Below are 26,103 nucleotides of genomic sequence, written 5' to 3' on the forward strand. Positions count from 1 at the left end.
CACGTCGTCGCCCGCTGCAAGCAGTGCGATCACCACCGTGCCAGCGGGCTGGAAGGAGCAGCCGGCCATGGATGCAGAGGGGTTCCGGGCTGATCTTGGTCCCGCCGGACGAGCGGAGCTGGGCCCTTCGCCGCCGGGTGGGCTGCTGGATGTGCTGGGCGTGGCAGCGATCGTGCTGGACGCCGACGGGCGGATCGTGTTCTGGAGCCCGCAGGCCCAGGCCTTGCTGGGGTACAGCGCTGAGGAGGCGCTCGGCCAGTTCGCGGCGCAGCTGCTGGTGGCGGAGGAGCATGTTGATCTCGTGCTGCGGTTGTTCGCCCAGGTCATGGAGGGTGAGGGGAGCTGGGCGGGCGTCTTTCCGGTGCGCCACAAGGACAGTGGCACGCGACTGCTGGAGTTTCGCAACATGCGACTGCTGGACGACCGCGGCGATTTGTACGCCCTCGGCCTGGCCACTGATCAGTCAACGTTGCAGCGGGTGGAGCGGGACCTGGCGCTGTCGGTGCGGCTGGTCGACCAGTCACCGATCGGGCTGGCCGTCCTGGACACCGATCTGCGGTACGTGATGGTCAACCCGGCACTGGAGCGGATCAACGGTCTGCCGGCCGAGGAGCACCTCGGGCGGAGTGCGCGAGAAGCGCTGCCGTTCCTGGACGCCGACAGCATCGAGTCCGGGATGCGCCAGGTCCTGGCCACCGGCATTCCGCTGCTGGATCAGTACATCATCGGCCGGACCCAGGCCGACCCCGACGCCGAGCACGCCTGGTCGATCTCGTACTACCGCTTGGAAGACCCTGGTGGGACGGTGCTGGGCGTGGCCACCTCGGCGGTGGATGTCACCGACCGGCACCGCGCTGCTCTGGATGCCGACCGGGCCCGTCATCGGCTGGCTGTGGTCGCCGACGCCTCGGTGCACATCGGCACGACACTGGATCTTGAGCAGACCTGCCGCGAGCTGGCCGATGTTGCCGTGCCGGAGCTGGCCGACATGGCAGCCGTGGACGTGCTCGACTCCGCTCTGACGGGCCAGCGCACCATCGTTCCCGCCGACGGACCGGCGCTGTTCCGCGCCCTGGCTGTCGCTGTCGCCTACCCCACCGAGGCCGCCGCGGCGGCCGACCCTCCCGGCGAAGTCACCCGCTACGACGCCGACCGCCTGGTCACCCGGGCCGTCAACACCAGCCGGCCCGTCATGGTGCCCCACGTGGGCGAGGCCGATCTGTCCCTCATCGCCCGCGACCCGCGGGCCGCCGCGCTGATGGCCCGGGCCGGTGTCCACTCCTACCTGGCTGTGCCGTTGATCGCGCGCGGTGAGGTCATCGGCGCCCTGGACCTCGTACGCGCCCGAAACCCGCAGCCCTTCACCGAAGACGACGCCACCCTGGCCGGCGAGCTGGCCGCTCGCGCCGCCGTCTGTATCGACAACGCCCGCTGGTACCAGCAGCAGCGCGACACCGCCCTGGCCCTCCAGCGCAGCCTCCTGCCCGACCCACCGCCGCGGCTGTTCGGCCTGGAGGTCGCCTCCCGCTACCAGCCGGCCGGCGTCGCCAGTGAGGTCGGTGGCGACTGGTACGACATCCTCCCGCTGCCCGACCACAAGACCGCCCTCGTCGTCGGCGACGTCATGGGCAGTGGCATCAAGGCCGCCACCACCATGGGACGACTGCGTACCGCCACCCAGACGCTCGCCGGCCTCGACCTTGAACCGACCGAGGTGCTCCGCAACCTGGACCGGATCACCGCCGGCCTGGACCCCTACTTCGCCACCTGCACCTACGCGCTGTACGACCCCCACAGTGCGCAATGCCGCATCTCCACCGCCGGCCACCTGCCACCCGTCCGTATGCGGACCGGCCACGCCCCCGAACTGCTCGACCTGCCCACCGGCGCGCCGCTGGGCGTCGGCGGCGTCCCCTTCCGTACCACCGCCATCGACCTCGACCCCGGCGACCAGCTGGTCCTCTACACCGACGGCCTGGTGGAGACCCGGGACCAGGACATCGACACCCGCCTGGACGCCCTCGTAACGCTCCTCGGCGGCCCCCACCGCGAGCTCGAATACACCTGCGACCACCTCCTGGCCGCGCTGCGCCACCCCGACGACCACGACGACGTCGCCCTGCTCATCGCCCGCATACGCCGCTAACCCCGACCCCAGCAGCCGCAACTCCGACGGATCGAGCGCCTGGGACAACCGAACAACGGCTGCCATATCTCCCAGCGCGGAGTCCGCGCCGGCGTCGAGCGGGTTCATTGTGGTCAGTATCCGCCGCCCCGCATGCGGCCGCCCATCCGGCTGCCCGCGACCACCTCGCCGGCCGCATCCGCCGCGAGATGAGCAAAGGGCCCTGTGCGGTCGCCACCGTGATCGACTCCCAGTCCGTCCGCGCGGCCCAAACCGTCTCCCGCGCCACCCGCGGTTGCGACGCGGGCAAGAAAATCAACGGCCGCAAGCGGCACCTCGTAGTCGACACCCGCGGCCTGCCTCTGATGGTGATGGGCACCCCCGTCTCCCTCAGCGACCGCGACGCAGCCAAAGAGATCCTCTTCTGCCTCCGCCTCGCCCAACCCCGAGATCACCATCGTCTGGGCCGACTCCGCCTACGCCGGAAAGCTCGTGACCTGGGCAAAGAAGCACCTCAACTTGACGGTCAAGACCGTCAGCCGTCCCCAGGACACCTCCGGCTTCGTCGTCCTGCCGCGCCGCTGGGTCGTCGAGCGCTCACTGGCTCGGATCGTGCGCGCCCGCCGGCATGCACGCGACTACGAACGGCTCATCCAGCACTCCGAAACCTTGATCACCTGGGCCGCCATCACCGTGACCAGGCATCTGACCAAGGGCTCACGATGTCTGGCCCAGTTACCCATCACTCGGCGGGCGCTGCAGCGGGAGTTGAGGCCGATGAGCAACATCAGCGCCGGGTCCGCTTCCCGCCGGGCGCCCGGCCTTCCACACCGCGTCCGGGGCGTGGTGTCGCATGCGGTGCAGGGCGCGGGGTTGGCCAGCTCGCGGGCACCGGGCCGCCAGCGCAGGCACCAGGTGCCGTCCTGCGCGGTTGCCAGGGCCACGTTCACGTGTACGCCGACAGGGACCTTGAACTTCGTGCAGGGATGCCCTCAGACGGAGCGAAGCTGTGGGCGTTCGCGCTGGCGACCTGGTCATCAGCCACTCAAAACTCGGTGGAAATGTCGCTGACGGACACTTGCGGTGGGGAGATGAAGAAGGCCGGGCGTGTTTGGAGAGCTGCGGCTACGAGGCCTGCGGCGAGTAGTGCGGCGATCAGCGGGGCGGCGATGAGGGCGGCTCGGGGGCGGGGCGGACGGGTGCGGCTGCGGATCAGTGCCGCCGGGAGCCCGGCCGTGAGCAGGAACAGTCCCAGCAGAGCCAGTGGGCTGACCGCCAGGACCTGGGCGATGTCCATGGGGTAGAGCCAGCTGGTGAGGTGGCGGGCCCATTCGCCAAAGGATACGAGGACGGTGGTCAGGGGTGCGGCGGCGATGGCGGTGGGCAGTCCGCGGGCTCCTGCCAGGAGGATCAGGGTGCCGAGGCAGGCGGCGCCGGCCAGTGCCGGCGCGCACATGTTGGCGAAGTGAAAGGTCTCCTCGGGCCCGCCCGGTCCTTGGGTCAGGGGGATCGTCCAGCGGGCGATGAGTCCGCCGGCCGCGGCGGCTGCGCTGACGACCAACACGGTGTGCACGGTCAGGATCGGGGTGTTGTCCAGGCACCGCCGTTTCGCTGCCCGGCGCATATAGCCAGGGGGACGGCGCAGGAGCCACCACGAGGTCAGCAGGGCAAAAGCGGCCATCGCTGTGCCGACCACAGCAGGCGTGCCGGCCAATGCGTGGCTGATGTATCCGTTCCACCAGTCCATCCAGCCGCCAGTTGTCTGATCCTCACGGTAGATCTGGAGACTTCTGGCAGTCCCCAACCCGAACCAGAACGCGCCGGTGAACAGGGCCGCGTTGACGGCAGCGACAACCAGCCAATGCCGGCTTGTCAGGACGCCTCCGGCGTACCGACGGGACCACAGGTTTGCCAGTGCCCAGCTGCACCCCGCCGCGCCTGCCACGGCGACGGGCACGGTCGCCAAAGTGATCCAGGTGCCAAGTGGCAGTAGCCCCAGCTCGAAGGTGAGGCCGGTGGACCATATCGGTGTCAGAAGTCCCATCAGCACGCCTGCAGGGAGGGCCAGCAGCAGACGACGGGGTGGTACGGGGTGCCCCAGAATGCCGGCGGTCAGGGCGTTGCGCCACAGAGGCACGCCCCACGTCACCGCGACCGCCAGACCTGCTATCAATCCCGCGCTGTCCAGCGAGTCGCCCCACGGCACGAGCTTGAACGGCCCCTGGGGAAGGGTGAACGACAGCGCCGGCACCGACATGCCTGCTAGCAGGCCGATGGCTGCCGCTCCGGTCATGGAGCCATGCTGGGCCAGTTCGGGGTGGCGTAGGGCGGTCAGGCGGTGGGTGGCTGCGGGGTGCAGGGCCAGCGGACGGCGCCACCATCGCACATCACGGGTCGAGGTGCCGGCCAGGAGACTCTCCAGCGCGGTGGAGGAGCGGCCGTGGACCGAGCGCAGGTCCGCTTCGTACTCGCGGCGCCGCAGCAGCGCTGCCGCCACCAGAAAGGCCACCGCCAGCAGAAACAGAACCCGCAGGGCGTACTCCAGGCTGTAGAGGTTGATAAGCCCTAGTAGGAACGACAAGGGAGATGTGAGCAGCGCGATGACAGGCACCGTGCCCACCTTAGGCAGCCAAAAGGAAAAATAGATTTGCAGCTCGGGGATCAGCAGGACTGCCAGTACGGCCCATCGGACGCCACGGGTCAACCAGACCAGGGTGACGTCTCCGGCGGCGGCGTGTGCCGTCTCGTGCCGGATGATGGCCTCGACCTGCTCGGGCGGCAGGCCCAGGGCTCCCGGCGGGAGGATAATCCGTGCCCGCCTGCGGCGATTCAGCGTGAACGCCTCGCGCAGCCGAAGCCCACCCCACAAGACCTCCGGGGTCCGGGAGAGCCCCAGGTCACGGGCGGCTTGCTCCGCCCAGTCCTGCCATGCGGGCGGGGCAGGACTGCGACGGCCGGCCTTACGCAGCAGCAGGCGGGGCAGCAGCCACATCAGCGCCAGGCCAAGGCCGAGCGTCAGCGCCGTGGCCCCCAGCACGAACCAGCTCTGCGTATTGTTCATAGGCGCAGCACAGGCGTGAAGGCGCGTGACCGCCGCGTCCCACCGCTCCACGTTGGACAGATCGACTGGACCGATGGCCTCCGCCGCACGGTTGAACTCCGCAGCACATCGACCTTGAGCCTTTCTCGCCTCGCTGCCGTAGGCGAGGTTATAGGTCCTCCACCCGACATAGCTGCCAGCCAGAAGCATGACGAGCAGCAGCAGCGCGTACCGGGCGCGGCCGGGCGAGGGCAGCTTTACTGGATGCCACTCCGTCGCTGGGCCGCCTTCATCTGCCGGGCACGGAGGGCTGGATGCGGGTGCGGTCACGAGGCGCCCTGAGCCGGATCCTCCAGAATGTTCAGCACCGTGGTGACGATCTGCTGGGCCCGGTCCTCAGTGATCTCCAGGGTTGCCGCGCCCGTTTCGAGCAGCAGCCGTATCTCACGCAACTGCTCGGCACCTAGCCCGGGCCTTCCCTCACCGCTCGCGGAGTCGTTCTCCTGGCAGTCCGGGCTTTGCGGCTCCCCATCGTCGTCGCCCGCCCTGTTGCGACGGCGGCGCAACAGGGCAGCGGTCCGCTCGCGGGTGGCCTGGCTCAGTGCACCGATGGCCTTGTCCGCCACTCTGCCCGCCACCGCCGAGACGAGCAGGGAAGCCATCCACAAAACTTGAGGGGTGACCAGCGCCAGGTCCACTCCCATCCCCACCGGAGCCTGTACCCGGCGCCCGGCAGTCGCACCACGTGGATTGGCCCGGAACTCAGCCAACACAGCATCGAACAGCCCCTGCTCCGCAGGGCAGACTCGTGCCACAGCCTCTCGGCCCAGACCGGCGACAACGGCCCACTCCTCCTCACCGTGGCTCACACAGGGGCCGCAGCGCCCTCCCCTTCCGCGCGCCCTTGAACTCCGCACAATTCGGCGCCATGGCATGGCCATTACCCATCCCCTTCTGCCCTGCCGTCTCGTGTCCGGCATCCCCCCCGGTGACGGCACATGCATGTGCCGTACCCTCTGCCCATCGCCCGCACTCCCTGCGCTGCCCCCCAATAGGGTGGCAAGGAACTTGTCACCCATGTTTGCTAAGGTCCAGCGGCGGGTGCTGCGTCGAGTCACCAGAGACATAGGACGGGCCATGTGAAGGCGATAACGAGCCGAGCATAGCGACGGAGGCGGCTGACGGCCGCAACTTGGCGAGAGCTGGGCGTAGGGGAGTCCGTAGTTCGGCCGTCGGACGGGTGGTCTGCTCCTTCAGAGGCAGCGGCCCACAGGCGCCCAAGCGCACCATCAGCCACCACTTCGGCCTTTTCAAGGGGCCCCACGTCGGCGGTGGAGGTCGCGGCCGCACGCGCTGCCCGCCGTCATGCGGCGCCCAGCGCGTCGGGTAGGCCCGGTCGGCCGGTGCTGCGGTGTCACGGGCAGCCCAGCCGCGACGAACAGCGGAGGTTGTCCCAAAGGCCGAGGGCATGGCAGGCGAAGGCCGTTCACAACGAGCGGGACGGCACCCGGGCCCTGATCAAAGTCCTGCTGATGGGCCGCCACGTCGCCCACGAACACCTGGTCGCCGGACTTGCCTCCGCGTTCAGGGTCGGCGCCCTGACCGCGGACGCGGTCGCCCTGGAGGCCTGGAAGGCGGCCGAAGCCGACGAGTCGCGACCCCGTTATCCCCTCCGAGCCGGAAGGGACGAACGTGAGCTCTCTGACCGAACGGTGGCTTGCCCAGCTGCCGCCCGACGCCCGGCCGCTGCCTCAGTCCCGGCCTACGACCAGCTGCCGCAAGCCCAGCAGCCGACCGACCGCCCGCCATCCAGGGAGAGATGCCGTGACGCTCAAACGCCACCGCGGGCTGACCGAACAGGCCGCCACCGCCGCCGTCGACCAGGCATCCTGCATGCTCCGGCTGCCGACCATCCGGGCTCAGTTTCCTGACCCGGCCGAAGCCGCCGCCCGCGACCACATGTCCTATAGCGGCTTCCTCGCCGAACTACTGATGGCCGAGCGCGACGACCGAGCCCGCCGACGCTCCGAACGGCGCATCAAGGCAACGCAGTTCCCGCGGAAGAAGCCGCTGCGGGCCTTCGATTTCGAGGCCAACCCGAACATCGACGCCACTGTCATCCACACCCTGGCGACCTGCGAATGGGTCAAGAAGCCCCTGCCGCTCTGCCTAATTGGCGACTCAGGCACCGGCAATCCCCACCTGCACATCGCGCTCGGCACCGAGGTCGCCATGGCCGGCTTCCGACTCCGCTACACACTCGCCACTCGCCACTCGCCACCAAACTGGTCAACGAACTGGTCGAAGCCGCGGACAAGAAGATCCTGACCAAGACCATCGCCCGCTACGGACGCGTGGATCTCCTCTGCATAGAGGAGCTGGGCTACATGGAGCTGGACCGACGCGGGGAAGAGCTGCTGTTCCAGGTGCTGACCGAACGCGAGGAGAAGAACAGCGTCACCATCGCCTCCAACGAGTCGTTCGGAGGATGGACCAGGACGTTCACCGATCCACGACTCTGCGCGGCCATCGTCGACAGGCTCACTTTCGGCGGGCACATCATCGAGACTGGCACCGAGTAATACCGGCTCGCCAGCACCAGCGCGGCCTGGGCACAGGGCACCGCCGCAGGCTGATCACTCCTGGTCCTTCCCCGATGGACGCTGCGAATGATCAACCCTGTGACTCCTGCGGTTTGATTTCTACCTCGCGCAGACGCTGGTCCTTGAGTTCCGTGCGTGCCTCCGTGCGATGGCCACGGGCGATATAGTCGCGGACGACTAGTTCGACGGCGTCCTGGGGCGATCCAACACCAGCAAGAACCATCACTTCTACCACCAACTCGGCATCGATACTGATACTAACTTTGGCCACGGCTCTCCCCTTCGTCGTGTCGTGCCCGGACTCTAACCGCTCAAGGCCGTTGGCGCATGATCACGATTCGATGGCGCACTCGGGGACGGACCGGCCCCAGCTTGTCGGTTCACATCGACATTTTCGAGCTGTCTGATCGCCAAGTGTTGCCCGAGACCGTCTACAAACTTGCTCACTCTCGCTTACGAAACCACAGCCTCGACGACGCCCAGGCGGAGGCCCTCACATGGTGAACACCCCGCACACCAGGGGAAGCAGGCCCGTCCGCACCAGCGCCCATACCTCGCCGGCGGAAGGCTTGCCCGGATCAGGTGCGCAGGCGTGAGAACCAGCCGCTTGCCTTCTGATCTGGTACCTGGTCCTGCTCCTGGAGCTCGCCGTCGGCCTGCTGATCGGCCTCGACAGCCTGGCCCTCGTACGAGTCGCACAGGGTCGGGTGCCACCGCCGTCCCGGCATCGGGTACGCCGCGGCTGCCTTCCACCGGTCAGCGGCGAACTCCGCCCCACAGTTAGCGCAGACGGGACGACGGGTCTCACACTCGGCTGCCTTCTGCTCTGCCATGCGCCGCAGCTTTGCCTTGTACTTCTCCTGGCGGTGTCTCATGTGCCCCCGCCCTGGGGCTCGGGAGGGCGGGGGCACGGGGGCGCACACCGACCTCGTCGAGCTCCGTTGTAGGTCCAACTGTTTACCCGTCAGAGAACCCATGGTGGGCTCACCCAGCCCCGGGGCAACGCGATACGGCCGTGGCAGATGGGGGTCAGGCACTTGATCCGACGGCCGTGACCAGCTCGCGCACCCCAACTACTTGGCTGTGCCGTGAGCGCAGGTCGCTGACGATTCTCCGGATGGCTGGCCGGTCGCGGACCTCGCCCGGCGAGGCCCGCAAAGCGGACAGCAGCTCAGCGGCCGTCTGTTCCGGCTTGCCCCGTTGCCACCAGGCCCGGCCAAGGCTGGTATGCATGCGTCCCTTGTGCTCGGCGGTCTTGAACTGGGCGGCGCGCAGGCCGCGTCCGGCCTCGATGGCGGCACCCGCGTCACCGAGCGCCGTGTACGAGGTGGTGCAGAGCATCTGGGCGTACGCCGACGCTTGCGCTCCGGTCTTGAGGCCGGTGTCCTCCACTTTGGTGACCGCCACGAGGATGTGCCGCTGCGCTGCGGCCTGTTGGTCCTGGTGGCGGAGCACGATGCTCAGTTCCCGGACCGCCGCCGGCGGGGACGAGCGGCGATCCGGACTGGTCGGCGTAGATGGTCGCCCGGTCAGCACTGAGCCGCGACTGGGCGTACTTGCCGATCTTCGTCAATACCTGGGAAGTCAGGCTGTAGCAGACGGAAAGGCGTGCGAGGTGTATGTCCTGCTAGCCCTGGGCGGCCTGGTTGCGATCTTGGTCGTGGTGATCACGTTCTGTGGGACGTGGTGTTCTGACGAATGGCCAGTGAGCCCGGCTGGAGTCGTTGTTGCCACAGGGCATCAAACCGGGCCGTCCGCCGGTGTGGACGCGGCGGCAGCTGATAGACGGCATACCGTGGCGGACCCGGACACGTGCCCCCTGGCGGGACGTGCCGGAACGCTACGGGCCCTGAGACCGGGTCTATGACCTCTTCCGCCGCTGGCAGCGCGATGGCACCTGGCCAGGATCGTCACCCAGCTCCAGGTCGAGGCGGATGCGAAGGGCCTGATCACCTGGGACGTGAATGTCGACTCAACCGTCTGCCGGGCCCACCAGCACGCAGCCGGGGCAGCGAGAGGGGGGATCTGCAAAAGGAGCCGCCCGGCGGCATCGCCGTCGAGCCGGCCGACCACGGCCTCGGACGCTCCCGAGGCGGTCTGACCACCAAGATTCACCTGGCCGTCGAGCAGGGGCAGAAGCCTCTGTCGGTGCTGATCACGGCTGGGCAGCGAGGCGACTCTCCGCAGTTCGAGTCGGTCCTGGACGCGATCCGGGTGCCGAGGATCGGTTCTGTTCGACCCGGTAGGCGACCGGACCATGTGCGGGCCGACAAGGCGTACGACTCCCGCCGCAACCGGACCTACCTGCGAAGACGCGGTATCAAGGCGACCATTCCAGTCCCGGCGGACCGAGTCCGTAACCGCCAGAAACTCGGCTCCCGAGGCGGTCGGCCGCCGAAGTTCGACAAGACCGACTACCGCGAGCGCCACGCGGTCGAGTGCGGGATCAACCGCTTCAAGCGTCACCGGGCCGTGGCCACGAGATACGACAAGCTTGCCGTCCGCTACGAGGCGACCGTGCTGGTGACAGTCCTTAACGGATGGCTGTGGCCAGCAGGTTTGCCGTCGACCTCAGTCTGTCGGTGTCGGCACGGCGCAGGCGTCGGCGACCGCCCGCGTGTCCCAGTAGAAGGGACGAACCTCGGTGATCCGCCCGTCCTTGACCGTGATCGCTTGCAGAATCGGGAAGCTGAGTTCACGGCCGGTCGCACGAGCGCGCGCACGGACCTGTGTGAGCACGACCGCGGTCTCACCGGTGGCAAGAAACTCCTGCTCCACCATGTCGAACGACTCCCACACCTCTCCCATCATGAGGAAGAACTGCGTCATGCCGTTGTGCCCACGCCAAGTGCCTCCATAGGGCAGAGCATCTGCCTGATGCAGCTCGACATCCGGCGCAAAGAAGGGGGCGAGCAGATCGAACGAAGCCTCGCCAGGGCCTCCAGCCGCCAAGTACTCCGCCTCAGCCGCATACATGCCGGTGAGGACTGTCACTGAGTCTGTAGTGGATGACATCGTCATGCCGCCAGCTTGATCACCACATCAGGCTCGTGCTGGCGGCAATCAGACATCGTTGTGCAGCGCGGTCGGCACTTCCGCAACGCCCTAGCCGCGTGCTTCCGTTCGCCTCGACACTCGAAGGCGCCAGCCACGCTTACTGGGCTACTCCGTACGAGCCGTCCCCCAGCGCCATAACAGCATTGCCGGCGGACTGCTACGCGCCTACTACGTCAACGACCGCATCCTGGCCTGGACGCGATCCTGCCACGGCCCGACCAGATCAACGACCGGTACTACGTCAACGTCGACCAGACCTTCCCAGCCGTAACACTGGGGCCACTGCCCCCGCCTGGCGGAGTTGCCCATGGCCGGCGTCTCGTCGCCGGCCGTCGTACCCCCGCCCAGGGCGGCTCGCCCGCCGCGTGCCTGGTCGCCGCCAATCGGGGCCGCGTAACGGCGCCATGCATCCAGCGCGGAAACGAGGATCCCGGCAGGTGCGGCCCAGGCGGCCCTCAACACGCTCCACACTGACAGCTAGCGTTTTCGGTTCTCTCGCCGCGTGGTGATCCCATCGCTGATGAAGACGACGATACCGAGGGTGCCGAGGCCCACCCCGGCGTAGCCGACGAGTTCTCCACGGGCTTCGTTCTTCTTCTCCTCGTCGTAGCTAAAGGATTCGCCACCTACCCTCATGCACCACTGGCCGGGTCTCATCGGGCTGCCGTCGCACTCAACGGCGTTGCTGTTCATGAGAGCCTCGGCGTTGATGAAAAACATGGTCATGCCGACGATGAACAGAGCCCAGCCCAGGACCCTGAGCCATGGCCGTCCTGAGCTGCGCATTCAGCAGTTCCTTTCCGTCCGATGCCAGCAGGCGACGCCCGCGCGTCCAGGGCTCAGGTCATGTTGAGGTACGGCAGGGGGCCGGCCGGCTGCGCGGCGGTCACGCGGCGGATGACCGCGATCGCGAGGATCGCGCACAGGATGTTGAGGCTCTCGTCGACCGGGTTGCGGTAGTCCGTCTGGTCGAGGACCAAGAGGTGGAAGGCGACCGAGAGAGGGCCGTCGAGGAGCCAGACGAACCACCAGGCGTTGATCAGCCAGGCGTCGCGGGGCGGGCCGCCGGCCCGGTGGATGTCGAGGGTGATGCGGCGCGGCAACCACCACATGGCGAGCGGGATGACCCAGGCGCCGACGGCGAAGCCCGGGGTGTACTTGTGGCTGCCCGGGGCGAGGACCTCGGCGTTGTAGCGGACGCGGTGGAACCAGACCAGAAATGAAATCCAGCACGACACCTGGAGCACGGCCGGAAGCGGAACCAGGTCCTCGGCGAGCCATGGCGAGTCCTTGCCGCCGGTCGCGATGATGTAGACGTCGGTGATGGCAGAGGTGGCGATCAGTGACTGGACGAGGAGCGCCGGTCCGTTCGGCTTGCGGAATCTGTAGCGGGGCGCCCGCGCGGCGGCCGGTCCGACCGGCGCGTTGTACGCGTTCATGAATGTCCCCCCAGGGATACGGTGACGCCGCCGTGGTTCGTCACGGCGGCGATGATCACCGGCATAGTAGGTGCGTTCCGGCGGGGCGTCCAAAGGGGTGACGCCCCTTTGGACACGACCGGGCCGGACCCGCGGCGGAAAGTGTCAGACAGGCCCTGGGGCCCCAGCGGGCCTCTGGCCGTGGCTTGACCAGCGCGTTCGATGACGCCGTGCGCCCCGTCGTAACGGCTGCGGCTACGGCTACGGCTACGGCTACGGCTACGGCTGCGGCTGCGTGTTCTGCGCGTCGGCGGTGGCGCGCTGGGTGCGGAAGTTCTCCCGGTAGGCGTCGTATACAGAGGCGGTGCGGTGCTCAGGGTCCGTGGAGTCGTCCCACTTCAGGAGGGCTTCGTCGTTACCGATCAGGCCCGACTTGGTGTAGGGGTGGCTGCCGGTGAAGACGATCTTCTGGTTGTTCTTGCCCTTGTAGGTGCCCTCGATGAGCAGGTACTTGGTGTGGGTGGCGGTGTGCGTGCCGCCCGCCGCGTCGTAGAGCTTGTGCAGGTCGATACCGCCGTACCGGGTGGGTTTGTTGAGGATCTGCTCGACCGCGGTCCCCGACGCGTCGAGGTCGCGGTAGACGACGTCGACGTAGCAGCCCGCGTCGTCGAGGTCCCACAGCTTCTGCGCGACTTCCGGCCGGGTGATCCCGTGCATCGCGACGCGGATCACCGTGCGGCCGTCGGCGGTCCCGTAGCCGGTGTCGTTGCCGTAGCAGGCCGGCTTCCCGTTGACCGGGTTGTCCACCGTGCTGAGGATGTTGACGATGACGTCCGTGGTCGCCCGGGGGAAGAAGTATGCCTTGGCCCGGCCCGCCCGGGTGTCCATCAGCACGTCGGAAACCTGCTTGGACGGGTCCGCCTGCGCCTCGGCCTGACGTTTGAAGTAGGCGGCGTAGGCGCCGTACAGGGCGTGGTTGTCTGCCACCGTCAGGGCGTCGTTCCAGGACTTGCGCCGGTCCCAGGTGGTCATGTTCGCGGAGGACTGCACGACCACGTTGTCCACCGGCACGGTGGCGGTGGCGCTGCCCTTGGTGCGGGAGAACAGGTAGAACTTGTTGTGGTTGACTCTGGGCCAGCCGTCTGCCGGGTTCGGGTCCTTCGCCAGGCACGCCTGCTTGTCGGCGCACAGCCGCACCCAGGCGTCGCCCGAGCCGGCCGGCTTCTTCGCAAGCCCTGCGGCGAGCAGGTCGTACATCGGGCCGCCCTCCCAGGGCCGGCGGGTCTCGCTGTCCAGGATCACCTGAACGTTCACCCCGCGCAGGTGCGCCGCGTTCAGCCGCTCCACCACCCATTTGGAGCCGAACACGTACGCGGAGATCATGATGTCGGGACCCGGGAACCGCGCCGTCGATGAGCCGGGCGAGGTGTGTGGGTATCGCGTCAGTGCGTGCCGGGTCGGGGCTAGTGGGGTCGTTGAACAGTGCGCCGGTCGTCACCGCAGGGGCGGGCGTGCCGCCGTCCGCGAGAGCGGGCACTGGGGCTGTGGTGCCGAGGAGGGCGAGGGTGGCTGCTGTTGTGGTCGCCATCCGGGCAAAGTTGATCTTGATCACGAACGGTGAACCTACCCAGGCAGGGCCCGGGGGCTGCCACCGACCCTGAGAAGCCCCAGTGGTGTACGAGGCGCTGAGCAAGCCAAGCCACCGCCTGCGCGATCCCGGTCCGCCGGTCGCAGTCGAACATCCCAACGTGGCGCCGGTCACGGTCCCTGTCGTGCCAGCTTGCATGCGGTTGACGCACACCGCTCAACCCCCCAGTGCCTTGGCGAGACCGACGGCCAGCGCGTCGACGGGCGGCCTTTCCGGCGAGCCGTCGAACGGCAGTGGCTCCCCAGGTCGTTTCATCGGTCGGCAAAGGGCGCAGTGCCGTTTCCCGTCGAGCATGTCGGCGAAGTGCTTCCCATGACGTTGCCCGCCTGCGCCGATCCGGCTACAGGTGAGAGGAGGAGCCTCAAGGTGCCTTCATCCACGTCCGCGACCGACGACCAGTACCTGTACGCAGAGGCCCAACGCCCGGGGTGCCTCACAAGCGCCCGACAAACGCGCGATTGCTTCCGAAGAAACGACCTTGGCCGGTAGCTATTGCAGCGGTCGCATCAGTGTGCGGCTTCCAACGCGGCTCGCCACTGCGGGCTGTCCACGTAGTGGTTGTCGAAGTGCTCGGAGGACTCCTTGATCTCCTGCGGGCTCGCCTCACCCCGCATCACCCGGCCGAGCAGCCGGAGGTAGTCGAAGCGCGGCATGCCCGGAGAGAAGACGAACAGCACGTCGGCTTCCGCGCCGGGAGCCGCAGCGAAAGCGTGCGGAGTGTTCGGCGGTACGAGCAGGAGATCGCCCGCGTCGAGGACCTTGACCACGTCGTCGACGAGCACCTGCAAGGAGCCGCCGATGACGAAGAAGAGTTCGGATGCGCGGGTGTGGAAGTGGGCCGGCGCACCAACCGCGCCTTCGGCGAACTGCGAGCGGTAGCTGGTGAGTGAGCTGCCGTCGGTGCCGAAGTCCGCCAGCAGCGTCATGACGCTGCTGGGGTCACTCGTGGTCTCCGCAGTAGCGGCGCGCGTGAGAACTGGCGTGAGTATGGTGGCGCTCATGGTCGTACTCCCTTGACTGAGCTGCGGCTACGGGCATCTCCCGCGGCCTTGTGTAAACAAGTCTGAACAACGAAGGGACCTATTGCCGGGTGCATTCCTGTACCCGAATCACGGGTCAATTTTGGTTACTCCCGCCTCTGTCGCGTTGCCCTCTTCGCGGGCGAAGCCGCGGGTGCCCGTACTGAGGGGGGAGGACCAGGCGTTGTTCCTCGCGTTGGCCAGCTACCAGTTCGAGCGATGATGTCGGGTCCGCCTGTTTGCGCGGGGAAGAGTGACCTCACGCCGACCTCATCTGCCTCTGGCCGCCCCGCCTGCCGCAGCCGGGACAGGCTCAGTCGAACCGGTGCTTGCAACGACACTGAATTTAAGGCTGTGCGACACGCGGCGGTGTGCGCACAGTGCAGGACTTCTCAACATTCCCTGCATCCCGGTGTATTTCGTTCGTGCGGTGCTCAGTTGGCGTGATGCCGTAGGCGTCGCGGAAGGCGCGGGTGAAGGCGCTGGCGCTGGAAAAGCCCCAGCGGGCCGCGATGGCCTGAACGGGCTGGCTGCTCAGGTCTCGGTTCGTCAGGTCGGCGCGGCAGCGTTCGAGCCTGCGTCGGCGAATGGATGCGGCGACGGTGAAGGGCTGCTCGCGGAAGAGGCCGTAAAGGGTGCGCAGGGAGATGTTGTGCCGGTCGGCGACCGCCTGGGGCGTAAGGTCTGGGTCACTGAGGTTGTGCTCGATGAAGGCGGTGATCCGCTGCAGCATCATCTGGGCGCGGGCCTCGGCCGGGGCCTCGGTCATGGCCCCTGCCTGCTGGGCCAGGCAGGCGGCGGCCAGGTCGAGCGTGATGGTCCCCATGCGGTGCAGTTCCTCGGGCCCGCACTGCGGGCCGTGGTCGAGCAACGTGCTGAGAAAGTCGGTGAGGACCGCCGCTGTTCCCCGGCCGGCGGGTATGCGCTGCGCGAGGAGGCGGTCCAACCTGCCCGACCGCAGGGGCATGGCAGCGCGTGGTATCTGCAGCACGACAGCTTGGACGCGTCCGTCATCGGAGACACCGCAGTTCTCCATCGGGCGGGACGTGTTCGTCAACACCAAGTCCTTCGAGACCACAGACTCCTTGCCGCACTGGGAGATACGGAAGGCGCCTGCAGTCACCCATGCCAGCTGGTACTGCTCGGGATCACCTCGGCGGACATGGGCCGCTGTGCGTCGTGACCACACCGGTGTGAAGTCGAACCTGGAGACCCGAACAGGGCCGAGTGCCAGGTCACTGATCTCGGCCGCGAAGTCTGTCGCATGCTTCGTGCTGAGCGTGACGGGCATCAACTCGCTGGAAACCGTCTCGCAAAACCATTCGAACCTGTCCCCTGTCGGCACGGCCGCAGCCGATGCACCTGACCATCCCACGAACAATCCCCCTTACTCCGGCGTGACCACAGACTGGCCCTTGCTGCTTTGGCAGGCCAGACAGGAGACCCGGGCCGCCGACGTTCACCCAGTGCACTTCAACCGTCCACGCACCACGGCCAGCACGAGGGATGCACCCGCATTGAACAACACCGGCCAGAGCGTCAAATACCGCAGGCGTTGGCCTTCCGGCCTGTCGGAGCGGTGTTGACTGCTCCACTGGGCAGCCACTGAGCGCCGTAGTTGGCCAGGTGCGCTGTCAGCCGGCCTGCGGGGCGCGGGCACACGCCTGGGCTCGCCCCGGATTCCGGAGCGGGCGGGTTCAGCGTGTGGCTCGCCGGGGAAGGGCTCCCCCGTTCGCAGGCGCCATCCCGGTCGTAGAGGATGACTCCAATCCAGTGCCGCCGCCCCTGCTGCTCCGAGCATCCCTCCCCTGCACCGCGGCCGCGTCCCCGGCCAACGTCGCCCGCGCGCTCAGAGCCGCCTGCTCGGGCTGCACCTGTGCCACGGCCGCAAAGTGCTGGGTGGCCTCGGCTGAGGTGTAGGAGGAGGCGAAGGTGAACGCGCGCGGGGACGGCCCATGCGCCCGCAGGTCCGCCAGCCGTTCCAGAGCCTCGCCGACGGTCGGAAGGTGCCCGGCGGGGACCCACCAGAGCACCAGATGCGCCTCGACGTGCCGTTGGAACCATTCGCGGCGCCGCCGCATCACCTCCAGGTGCCCGCTGCGGTAGCTGAAGTCCCACAGGGCCTCCGGTGTCTCCCACACCGTCAGGTTGACGATGACGTTCTCACCGGCCGGGCGCAGGCCGGTGGCGTCGGCCGCCCCGTCCTCCGCGAGCCGCCACACGAAGCCGGGCGAACCGTCGGCGGCGGCGTTGACCGGATCGAGCAACTCGACGAACGGCGCCATGCGCGGGTCGTCGAGGGGGTGGCGGAGCGTGGCGACGTTGAGCTGGGCAAGGTGAGCGGCATGCGCGGATGCGGTCATGGCCTCATCCCAGCATGGTCACTTTTCTATGTCAACATCCATTGTTTTAGAAGTCTCGACCACCACGCAGCACTCCCCCGGCCGGGGGTCCATGCGGGCGCGCAGCGGACCGTCCGCACCGAGCAGCCCCTCCAACAGCGCGAGATTCATACCGCACACGAGCGGCGGGAAGCGCTCGGCGACAGCGTGGAAAGGGCAGTTGCGCATACGGACGACGCGTGCCGCCACCCCGGTCGCCTCCTCGACAGCCTCGGCATCCCGGACGCCCGCGACCCTTTCCACGTGCGGTTCATAGCCGCGGGCGGCCAGCACCTCCATGGCCTCTTCGAGACCGCCGCAGGGCGCCGACGTGCCGCGCAGCGCCTCACCCCGGCGGTACGCGGCCGCACACAGCCCGGCGTCCAGTCCGGCCTGCTCGGCAGCCTCGGCGAGCAGTTCGGCGGCGGTGCGATAGTCGCGGGCGGGCAGTGACACCGACCGCTCGTCCCGCGCCCGCGTGTACACCTTGGCCGGACGGCCCGCCCCCGGCCCCGAGCGGCCCGTCAGGCGGCGGCTACCGCATTCCAACAGGCCGGCGTCAGTCAGTTTGTCGAGATGGTGCGCAGCGAGCGTGCGCGCCACTCCGGCTGCCTCGGCGGCCTCGTTGCGGCTGACCTCACGGCCCTGCGCCGCCACGTACTCATACAGGCGGCGCCGCACCGGATCCCGCAACACCGCAATCGCGTCAATGTCCTCCACCCGGCCAATTCTAAGAGCAACACAGGTTGGAAATAGCATTCCTATGCCGGGATGGTTCCCGGTTCACGGACACAGCAGCGGAAGCTCGGCCTTGGTCTGCAGGGCACGGAGAGCCGCGGACGGGTCGTCGGTGCAGGCGTTGTCGGGCCTCCCGTTTTGGGCCTGGGTGAAGGAGTTGTCGACCGATGGCCAGGCCCCGGTTTTCGGTGTCAGCGGCTCATGCCCGCACCATGCGGCGTGCCAGTCCCTGGTCTTCTGCGCCGGTGGGTGGGCCGCCGATGAGGAAGGTCATGCGGTCGTCGAGGTTGCCGAAGGCGAAGGGGATGTCCGCACAGTGCCAGGCCAGCACGACTTCATGAGATCAGCATCGCGCTGGATGTAGCGACGCGCAGCATCTGCGCCGCGGTGCTGCGTCCGGTGGGCACGACGTCGGTGGACGCGGCGATCTTCTCCTCGCTCATGGCTCCTGTCTACGACGGCGATGCGACCGGGATGGGACGCGGGCAGCACCCTGCCGGGATTTCGCCGGGGCCCGCACGCTCGGGGTCGCGCGGGCCTCGGCGAGAGAGGCAGCAGCCGTAAGGTCCGGTCCTGTCATCGGACCGCAGCCTGTGCTCCCTGTCTACGGGTCCGGCTGGACCGACGCGACCGCCAGCGGGCAGCATTCCTACGGCGATCACTCGCCCGAGCGGTCGCGCGGCCGCCGACGAACCGCAGGCCACGCTGTGTCGTCGCAAGGAGCATGCGCAGCAACGAGCAGCACATCACCGAACCCGGCTGGTGGTCCTGGACGTCACCGCCGCCGACGAGGACACCATCCGTGAGATGGTGGACGGCCTCCAGCAGCAGTGGGCCACCTCCGGCATCACCCCGGTATGGCGTACGCCGGGAGAGGCCAGGGGCACGGCACGGGTGTACGCGGACATCCGGCGCCCCCGGCACCACGGACTAGGGTCTGTTGTGAAGTCAAATCTTGGTCGTGTCTGATCACGTTCTGTGGGACGTGGGGATCTGACGAACGGCTAGTGGGCCCGGCTTGAGCCGTTGCTGCCGCGGGGCCTCAAGCCGGGCCCGTCCGCCGGTGTGGAAACGCCGGCAGCAGCTGATAGTCATTCAGTCGCGCGAGTCTGCGCCCGAGGCGAACACACGTCGGCGAGCTAGGCATCCGCAGCCGCTGACCTACCAACTGAACGTGGCAAGTGCCCGGTACCTAAAGGCACAGAGCACCAATCGACGGGTTCCAGTCGTGATGCTTGGATGCCGACCGGTTCCACACGCCGTTTACCCTGAGGTCACCGTAGACAGTGTTCCGGCCGCACTCGATCTTACGCTGCGATGAGGGGCAGCCGCGAGTGAAGCCCGAGTTGAGGACAGAGGTCTCACAAGGAGTGAGCAGGCCGTCGTCCCACGTCTGCTTGACGGTGCCTTCCAGCGAGATGGCTTTGCCACTGTTGTTCGTGACGACAAGCCAGCCTGCGGCCCACGTGCTCTTGCTACCCGTTCCAAAAACCATACAGGCTTGAAAGCCGACGCCCGGTACCGCCGTGTGCTGCTTGGTCGGCCCGCACTTCCACGTGGAGTTCGTGTCTACCGGCTCCCAGTTAATGGAAGCGGCAGCGGGGCTGGCTGTCAGCAGGGAGAGTCCCATGGCAGCGGTGGCGAGACCTATGACGTGCCCAATTTTTCTCGCAAGACACTTCCCCTCAGCCGAACGGTCGTTCTTTACCTGGTGATACTCACATCTGGTGCCTTACCGACCCGAAGTCGAGGCTCGTCCACCGGTCCTGTGGCGACACCCCCGCACCCCGGAACCGTCACGCGTAACGCCTCCTGCCGGTGTACGTGGCGACCCAGAAGTCTGATGATCATAATCGAAGCGAACTAAAGCACGATGGAGCCAGGAGCGACTCGTCAATCCGGGACCGCGTGACGGTCAGAGCACTTGGTACTCACCTGTGCCGACACCTTCGGCAAGATGGCACAGCGGCGGAGGGCCGGCGTACTGGCGCGGGGAGGGATGGGCTTAGAGATCGCGCAGATAGGTGCGGTGAGGAGCCCTGTCGCGAGATAGGCACAGGCCCTGGCAATCGCGTAGTTGCCACGCTCTATGACCACCCGAGGTCTGCCTCGAACGTGGCTGTACGCCTGGCCGAGAAGGTGCAGAGGATCTGGGGCTTGCTCAGATCGCCGGTGCAGCTATCGGGGAGCGAGTTGCGGCGGAGATGAGAATTTCGCGGGTAGCCGCCCTGCTGCGGCAAGGGCGCGGCCGACTGGGTGGGCGTGGGCGCCTGCCGGGAGGTTTCCGCGGCGACCGCTGAGTACCACGTCGATGGAACCCTTGGTGCTGTGCAATTCCCTGGTTCGGTCCAATCGCCGCAGTGTTTAGCGAGCGACCGCCTCCGCGCTGTCGTACAGGGTGGTTCCGGCGGGCAGGCTCTGCAGGATCTCTGGCGCCACCAGGGGATAGTACGTGCATCCCAGCACCACGGAGTCGCTAGTCCGCCATCAGGCGATCCGTGTAGTCACTCGACGTGGTCCGGACGGTTGCCCACACGGCGATGCCTTGGCCGGTTGCCGCGGCCGATTTCACGGCGGGCACGGTTCCGACCACAGGCACACGGAGTGAGGAGGCCAAGTCCTGAGTCGATCAATGCCACCGTCATGGGGTCAAGTTACCAGCCAGGTCTGGCCGCCTGGCTGGACTGGTACGGCCCATGGACCACTGCGAAGCTCCCCGAAGGAGTAGGCGCGGGCACGGTGGCCGGTGAAGGGCCCGTTTTGAGCCCGCTCCCGCCGATCACTTCTCGCGCACACTGGCTTGGAGCCGGCGCGGATGGTGGTCCGTCACGGGCGGCGGCGGGGACGGTCCTCTCAGCGGTGAGTGGTCCACGCTCGGCGGATCAGGCTGCGGACGGTGATGATGGTGTCGGCGAGGTCGAAGAAGGCATTAATGACGGTGGCTCGGCGTTCGTAGCAGCGAGCGATGCGGTGAAAGCCGTTCTGCCAGGCGTGGGTCCGTTCGACGTGCCACCTCTGGCTTGCCTGGATGGGCGCCTTCTCGCCCTTGTGCGCGATGCGGCCGTGCAGGCCGAGCGCGGTGAGTTCGGCGCGGGTCTTGTCCGAGTCGTAGCCGACGTCCAGGTGCGCGGTGATGTCGTCGGGCAGCGGTCCAGGCGGTCCAGGGTCGGGGCGAGCAGCGGGGAGTCGTGGCGGTTCGCTCCGGCAAGTAGGCGCCCCAGCGGGGTTCCGTAGCCGTCCGTCACGCCCGAGCGTTTCAGCCCTGTTGGCCGCGGTCGACCGGTAAGCGCCCTGTGACCTCTCCGCCGCCGGGGACTTTGGTGATGGAGCGGTCTACGGTGATCTGGTCGAGGACGAGGCCGACGATCCGGTCGTAGGACTCCAGGGTGATTTGCTTGAGTTTGGCGAAGACGCCGGGCCGGATCCACTCGTCGCGACGGTTGCGGATCGTGGTGGCCGAGCAGGTCGTGTCGGCGATCGCCTGGTAGGACAGCCGAATCGCAGGAGCTGCAGCATCTTGTCGAAGACGATCCGGTCGCTGATGCGTGGGCGGTGGTAGCCCAGCGGATGCGTCGGTGCGTACGTCGATCGCTCAGGCAACAGGGCGGCGAATTGGTCTCAGAGTGGTCGGTCAGCCATGATGGAAGTACAGGCACAGGTTCCCGGTGATCACAGAGCGTCGCAACTCTATGATCGCCAAGACCTGTGCCTGCTTGGCTACCGGGCCACCACCGCCGTGCCCATCTGCGCGGCCTCTTAACCCGGGTGGCCCCCCAAGCGCTTCAGCCGCCCAGCCGCCACCGACAACGCGGGCTTGCCCAGGGTCGGGTCGCCTTGGGCTGCCGCGCCGCCGGGGGGAGGCTTGCCCAGGTCAGGTCCGTGGGCGCGAGAGCCAGCCAGTCTTCTGCTCGGGTACCTCGTCCTGCTCCCGGCGCTCGTCGTCGGCCTGCTGGTCGGCGGCCTGCTGGTCGGCGGCGACGGCCTGCGTCTCGCACGAGTCGCACAGGGTCGGGTGCCACCGCGGCCCTGGCTGGTTGAGACTGTTCGCAGTCTTGACCCCACAAGGTTGTTGATGTCACCTGCGCCTGTTTTCGCGTGGAGGACAGACCTTAACTCTTGACGGCCTCTGCGATCTGCAGGGCGGTTTGGGCGGGCGTGAGGTGCGTGGTGTCGACGACCTCGGCCTCGCGGTGTAGCCACGTGCGGGCCGCCTGGGCGTAGGGCTCAAGGTATTTGAGGCGGAATGGGGAGGGACCAAGAAGAGTGTCCCCCTCAATGCGCCCGCGGAGGGTGTCTTGGTCAGCGTGGAGGACGAAGTGCCGTACCGGAATGGCATGTTGGGCGAGGCCCGTGCTGATCTCGCGCCAGTACTGCTCGACCAGGACAGTCATGGGCATCACCAGAGTGCCACCGGTGTAGTCGAGTACGCGACGGGCGGTCTCGACTACGAGCGGCCGCCACGGCGGCCAGTGCTGGAAGTTGCCCGTCCAGGGCAGCCCCGGCTTGATGTCCATGAGCGTCTCGCCGACCTTCTCGGCGTCGAACACCCGTGAATCCGGGATCATCTGCTGCACGAGTGCACTGGTCGTCGTCTTGCCTGCGCCATGGGTGCCGTTGAGCCATACGATCACGGGATACGACGCTAGCGCCGTATGGGGCGCAGTTGGTCTCAACCGCCAAGATCACCTGTCGCCTGTCTCGAAAAGTCGCACCGACTGGGCATGTCGCCCAGTCGGTGACAACAAGCCTGCCCAAGTGCCAACTAACGTGCTTCGGCTCAAGGGCGCATCGGCGGTAGCCGGTGCTTGGGGTTCAGGAGTAGTCGATGTCGGTGAATTCCACGCTCAGGTCATTCGCTCGTCGGCCGCCGTCTTGTGCGGGGCGCTGAGAGCCGATCTGCGCCCCGGATGGCGGGATGGGCGCCGGGGGCGGTAGACCCGGCGGGGCAGCCCACCGTGGGTCTCGTCTTCAGCTGTTTCAGCACGCTTCCGCAGCCGCTCCCCCCTGGCGGCTGGACGGTCAAGGGCGTTGTTCGGCTGGCTCTTTGTCAACGGCTGGTAGCCCCGCATGTACTCGGAACAGCTGTTGGCGTACCGAGGTGACGGCAGTGGACACGGCGCCTGCCACGCTCTCGGCCTGGCCACCGTCAGTACGCCTGACTTGCGAATCGTCGCCGGTGAGTTCCTGGTCCACGTTCATGCTGGGCGAAAAAGAGTGTGCGTGCGCTGAAGACATGGCGTGCGGAATACAGGCCGGCCAGGAGTTGAAGCGGCGTATCCGGAACGAACGGTGGGAGCAGGAGAAGCGGTGGCGGGAAGAGGACCGAGCCGCACGACACAAAGTCCCAGGACAACGCCGTCGACCTGAGCGAGCACAACGTAACCTCAAGTCCGCCGCCCGGATCTCCTATCTGACGCTGGTCTGCCATGAAAACACCTGGACCTTCATGGCCACCGAGGCCTACGGCATCTGGAGGCCCCATTGGACTCAAAGCACCGTTGACTTCTACGTCTGGTGCCTGGGCCGGCACGAGGTCGAGCAGTTCACCGAGGACCCGAACTTGCCGAAGTCCCGTATCACCAAACACGACAACGGAATGCAGAAGATCGTTCTGTCTGGGCACAGCTTGGTGCGCCTCCTCGACAAACTACGCGACGGGACCGCGGCTGACGATGTTGTGCGCGCCCCCATTGCACGCGTCCAGCGCGAGGCGGGACAACCGTCGACTCGGGCATGTCCGCGTCCTCGACATCGTCTGGGGCGTGTGGCGCCACGACAGGCCAGGAGACCGGTCGACATATGAGCGTTCCAGGGGCGGCAACTCCGCAACTCAGGCCCCGCCGGGCATCCCGGCAGGGCCTTGTTTGTGCACGAGACGGAAGAGCCCCCTCGCGGCAACGAGGAGGCTGAGGTCGCTGCCTTCCGGACATGGAGACCACGACGGCCCCGTGACTCAGGGACGCACTTCCATTGACGGGCCTTCGTACCAAGAACGCAAGAGAATCTGGAACATTGAAGGCAAAAAGCCTCACTGAGCTGCGCTGACAGGTACAGGCTGTTGGCGTGGGAATGTTCCACTTTCCCCTTCGGCCATTTCCCCGCAACTCCCTGCCGGGGATGCTGGTTTCGTGAGCCCTCTGCATTCGACGCCGGCAAGCGTCGAAGGGTTCCCCTTCTTCCGGACATCCCACGAGATCGCAGCACCGCTGGAGGCACCCGTGACTTCCCGTTACCGGATGATCGTCATCACCGCATCGCTGGCAGCGCTCGCCGGCCTGACGCTGGTCATGCTCAACATGGGCCAGTCGGCGGCCGCGATCACCACCCTGATTGCCGCGATCATCCTGGGCGTTCAGCAGCTCGTTCAGGCGTTCAATGGTCCCCCGACTGCGGGGCGTGTTCAGGCTGAGCCCGGTGTGGCGGTGCCGACGAGCAGCCATACCGGTGAAGCGGAAGCGAACATTCGGGGTGAGGACGGCCAAGACGAGAGCGAAGAGCACGTCGCATGAGTACCGCACCCGAATCGGCGCCGAAACCGAAGAGAGTGCCCCGTCGTCCTCGGAGGCCGGGTGCGCAGCCCAACAAGCGCGGCCCGAAGCCCGGGGGGATCAGTCCTGCGGTCAAAGAGAACCACCGCGCATGGCTCGTTCCGATCCGCACCGCCTATCTGGAGAGCGGGATGACCGTCAGGAGTCTCGCAGCGGGCTGGCAGCCGTCCCGGGTCTCCGAACTGATGCGGGGAACCGGGGACTACCCCCGGTATGAGTACGTGCTGTCGATCGCCAGGGCGCTCAAAGTCACCCCGGGCACCCTGCCGGTGAAAGAGCTCCGCATCTCCTGGAAGCTCGGTGCTCAGGACCTCGGCAAGACGGACGCATGGATCGACAAATGCCTGCACGAGGAGGCGAGGCGCATTGCTCGCCGCCGCACGTGGGGGCAGGCCTTGGCCATCGTCGCAATGACCACCTTGACCGCATCCCTGTTCCTGGGCATGCAGCAGACCGAAGAAGACCGCTTCTCGGACCCGCCCATGACGACACCCACCACGGGACCGACGCTGGGGCAGGATGAGGGACCGGAACCGGAACCGGCCACCCCGCCTCCAACCACGTCTCCACCTCTGCCGCTTGACCGGCTCAAGCCGTACCCCGTCGAGCCAGAATCGCTGCCCGCCGAACACATGGCAGCGTCGGATGAGGACATGCCGGTCTACGTCGGCGTTGCGCGAGGTCGTCCAGACGTGCGGTGGAAGCTTCCTGCCGACACCGTGGTGCCCGTCGACTGCGTGACGGAGCTCAAGGACGAGATCTTCGTCCGTATCGCCGGAAAGCCAGGTGGCTTCGTCAAACCAGCCGACAGCAGTTATCTCACCAAGCTCACTCCCGGTGAGCTTCCGGACTGTCAGCTCAAGAGGTGAAGCAGTCGCTCGGCACCCTTTTCACCCACCAGTGCCGAGAAGCGCCCGGACGCTCGAAGCGGCCCGTCCTCGGACGGGCCGCTTCCTGGCGTTGAGGAACGCGTCAAGTCGCTACGGACTCCTTCGTCTGCTCGGTCACGCGGGTGGGCCTCGTAGGCCGGAGCGGACTTCTGGTCCGTCAGTGCGGGCCGGGCGAACGAGGCGAGTTCGTCGGCGCAGCTCCGCCAGGGCGAGCAGGTGCGGTACTTCCACGCGAGGGCTTCCAAAGTGTGGCGGTGGTCGGTCCACCCCGCCACCGACGGGATCGGCGGCATGAGCGGCTCGATCCGGCCCCCACATTGCATCAGTGATCACCAACCGATCAGACACTTCCGATCAACTGACCAGTCCACCGAAGAGACACTCTTTAGTCGCGGCGAATCAGCTCGGGGTCGATGCGCCGACCGACGAGAGGCAGCGTTCCGGCGGCGGCCGCCGCCGCAACCACGCCCGCCGTAGCGATGGTGAGCAGTGGGATGCCGGAGGTGTCCCAGAAGACCTCGCCGACCCCGGTGATCAGGTAGCTGGGTTTGGCGCGTTTGCCCGCAATGAGTGCCAGGGTGAGGCCGATACTCCGTGGCAGTACGACCTGGGCGCGTTGGACGGCCCGCATGGTCC

The 26,103-nt window shown here is 67.4% G+C and carries 19 protein-coding genes and 6 pseudogenes; 7 read left to right on the forward strand and 18 right to left on the reverse strand.

What is annotated here, in order from left to right; genetic code table 11:
* Positions 1–67 precede the first annotated feature (67 nt).
* Both G412_RS0117820 and G412_RS39170 read left to right on the forward strand, forming a co-directional pair.
* A complete protein-coding gene (locus G412_RS0117820; protein ID WP_028813272.1) occupies positions 68–2,146 on the forward strand; it encodes a SpoIIE family protein phosphatase in 2,079 nt (692 codons plus the stop codon).
* A gap of 155 nt (positions 2,147–2,301) precedes the next feature.
* Positions 2,302–2,839: pseudogene (locus G412_RS39170) on the forward strand (transposase); the annotation flags it as partial.
* Positions 2,840–3,170: 331 nt separating this feature from the next.
* Here the strand turns inward: G412_RS39170 and G412_RS0117830 are convergent.
* Positions 3,171–5,375 (reverse strand): M48 family metalloprotease, encoded by a 2,205-nt coding sequence (locus tag G412_RS0117830; RefSeq protein ID WP_078607101.1) that lies wholly within the window; start codon positions 5,373–5,375, stop codon positions 3,171–3,173.
* 116 nt (positions 5,376–5,491) lie between these two features.
* The gene (locus G412_RS0117835) at positions 5,492–5,827 is read right to left on the reverse strand and encodes a hypothetical protein (RefSeq protein WP_157839121.1); all 336 of its coding nucleotides are present in this window, start codon (positions 5,825–5,827) and stop codon (positions 5,492–5,494) included.
* 1,162 nt (positions 5,828–6,989) lie between these two features.
* On the opposite strand from G412_RS0117835, the pseudogene istB reads away from it, so the two are divergent.
* A pseudogene (istB, locus tag G412_RS34950) lies at positions 6,990–7,747 on the forward strand (IS21-like element helper ATPase IstB).
* Positions 7,748–7,838: 91 nt separating this feature from the next.
* On the opposite strand, the gene G412_RS38205 reads toward istB, so the two are convergent.
* The 3 genes and pseudogenes from G412_RS38205 to G412_RS34960 all read right to left on the reverse strand — a co-directional run.
* The gene (locus tag G412_RS38205; RefSeq protein ID WP_078607103.1) at positions 7,839–8,039 is read right to left on the reverse strand and encodes a type II toxin-antitoxin system VapB family antitoxin; all 201 of its coding nucleotides are present in this window, start codon (positions 8,037–8,039) and stop codon (positions 7,839–7,841) included.
* A gap of 307 nt (positions 8,040–8,346) precedes the next feature.
* On the reverse strand, positions 8,347–8,601 hold the full coding sequence (locus G412_RS34955) for a hypothetical protein (RefSeq protein WP_037649130.1): 255 nt from the start codon (positions 8,599–8,601) through the stop codon (positions 8,347–8,349).
* 196 nt (positions 8,602–8,797) lie between these two features.
* Positions 8,798–9,395, reverse strand: a pseudogene (locus tag G412_RS34960) (transcriptional regulator); the annotation flags it as partial.
* 88 nt (positions 9,396–9,483) lie between these two features.
* Between G412_RS34960 and G412_RS38210 the strand changes: the two are divergent.
* Positions 9,484–10,315: pseudogene (locus tag G412_RS38210) on the forward strand (IS5 family transposase); the annotation flags it as partial.
* Positions 10,316–10,339: 24 nt separating this feature from the next.
* Here G412_RS38210 and G412_RS0117855 read toward each other — a convergent pair.
* The 9 genes from G412_RS0117855 to G412_RS41630 all read right to left on the reverse strand — a co-directional run bounded on the left by G412_RS0117855 (position 10,340) and on the right by G412_RS41630 (position 18,360).
* On the reverse strand, positions 10,340–10,789 hold the full coding sequence (locus G412_RS0117855; protein WP_028813276.1) for a nuclear transport factor 2 family protein: 450 nt from the start codon (positions 10,787–10,789) through the stop codon (positions 10,340–10,342).
* 513 nt (positions 10,790–11,302) lie between these two features.
* Entirely contained in the window at positions 11,303–11,611 is a 309-nt protein-coding gene (locus G412_RS0117865; protein WP_028813278.1) for a hypothetical protein, read from the reverse strand.
* A 53-nt stretch (positions 11,612–11,664) separates the two neighbouring features.
* Positions 11,665–12,264, reverse strand: a complete 600-nt coding sequence (locus G412_RS37220) for a DUF4328 domain-containing protein (protein ID WP_028813279.1) — start codon at positions 12,262–12,264, stop codon at positions 11,665–11,667.
* Positions 12,265–12,522: 258 nt separating this feature from the next.
* Complete coding sequence (locus G412_RS34970; protein ID WP_051338439.1) at positions 12,523–13,626, reverse strand: phospholipase D-like domain-containing protein; 1,104 nt, start codon at positions 13,624–13,626, stop codon at positions 12,523–12,525.
* Between the two features lie 771 nt (positions 13,627–14,397).
* Positions 14,398–14,892 (reverse strand): cupin domain-containing protein, encoded by a 495-nt coding sequence (locus tag G412_RS0117880; protein ID WP_028813280.1) that lies wholly within the window; start codon positions 14,890–14,892, stop codon positions 14,398–14,400.
* Positions 14,893–15,256: 364 nt separating this feature from the next.
* A complete protein-coding gene (locus tag G412_RS0117885; RefSeq protein WP_244283073.1) occupies positions 15,257–16,255 on the reverse strand; it encodes an AraC-like ligand-binding domain-containing protein in 999 nt (332 codons plus the stop codon).
* Positions 16,256–16,607: 352 nt separating this feature from the next.
* Complete coding sequence (locus G412_RS34975; RefSeq protein ID WP_078607105.1) at positions 16,608–17,273, reverse strand: DUF3291 domain-containing protein; 666 nt, start codon at positions 17,271–17,273, stop codon at positions 16,608–16,610.
* A gap of 18 nt (positions 17,274–17,291) precedes the next feature.
* Positions 17,292–18,011 carry a helix-turn-helix transcriptional regulator gene (locus tag G412_RS0117895; protein ID WP_028813282.1) on the reverse strand — a complete coding sequence of 240 codons (720 nt, stop codon included), beginning with the start codon at positions 18,009–18,011 and terminating at the stop codon, positions 17,292–17,294.
* Positions 18,012–18,228: 217 nt separating this feature from the next.
* A complete protein-coding gene (locus tag G412_RS41630; RefSeq protein WP_341860591.1) occupies positions 18,229–18,360 on the reverse strand; it encodes a hypothetical protein in 132 nt (43 codons plus the stop codon).
* 431 nt (positions 18,361–18,791) lie between these two features.
* On the opposite strand from G412_RS41630, the gene G412_RS34980 reads away from it, so the two are divergent.
* A complete protein-coding gene (locus G412_RS34980) occupies positions 18,792–18,998 on the forward strand; it encodes a DUF6207 family protein (RefSeq protein WP_244283076.1) in 207 nt (68 codons plus the stop codon).
* Between the two features lie 1,884 nt (positions 18,999–20,882).
* Here G412_RS34980 and G412_RS38215 read toward each other — a convergent pair.
* Both G412_RS38215 and G412_RS0117920 read right to left on the reverse strand, forming a co-directional pair.
* Positions 20,883–21,685, reverse strand: a pseudogene (locus G412_RS38215) (IS5 family transposase).
* 453 nt (positions 21,686–22,138) lie between these two features.
* Positions 22,139–22,660: a P-loop nucleotide/nucleoside kinase family protein gene (locus G412_RS0117920; protein ID WP_028813283.1), complete on the reverse strand. Its 522-nt coding sequence runs from the start codon at positions 22,658–22,660 to the stop codon at positions 22,139–22,141.
* 1,497 nt (positions 22,661–24,157) lie between these two features.
* On the opposite strand from G412_RS0117920, the gene G412_RS0117925 reads away from it, so the two are divergent.
* Both G412_RS0117925 and G412_RS0117930 read left to right on the forward strand, forming a co-directional pair.
* Entirely contained in the window at positions 24,158–24,538 is a 381-nt protein-coding gene (locus G412_RS0117925) for a hypothetical protein (RefSeq protein ID WP_157839123.1), read from the forward strand.
* Positions 24,535–25,446, forward strand: a complete 912-nt coding sequence (locus tag G412_RS0117930; RefSeq protein ID WP_157839124.1) for a helix-turn-helix domain-containing protein — start codon at positions 24,535–24,537, stop codon at positions 25,444–25,446. The genes G412_RS0117925 and G412_RS0117930 overlap by 4 nt, the downstream gene beginning before the upstream one ends.
* A 194-nt stretch (positions 25,447–25,640) precedes the next feature.
* On the opposite strand, the pseudogene G412_RS40520 reads toward G412_RS0117930, so the two are convergent.
* A pseudogene (locus G412_RS40520) lies at positions 25,641–25,815 on the reverse strand (transposase); the annotation flags it as partial.
* Positions 25,816–25,852: 37 nt separating this feature from the next.
* Entirely contained in the window at positions 25,853–26,098 is a 246-nt protein-coding gene (locus tag G412_RS0117935) for a hypothetical protein (protein ID WP_028813286.1), read from the reverse strand.
* Between the last annotated feature and the right edge of the window lie 5 nt (positions 26,099–26,103).

The organism is Streptomyces flavidovirens DSM 40150, from assembly GCF_000429085.1.
In the GTDB taxonomy this organism is placed as follows: domain Bacteria; phylum Actinomycetota; class Actinomycetes; order Streptomycetales; family Streptomycetaceae; genus Streptomyces; species Streptomyces flavidovirens.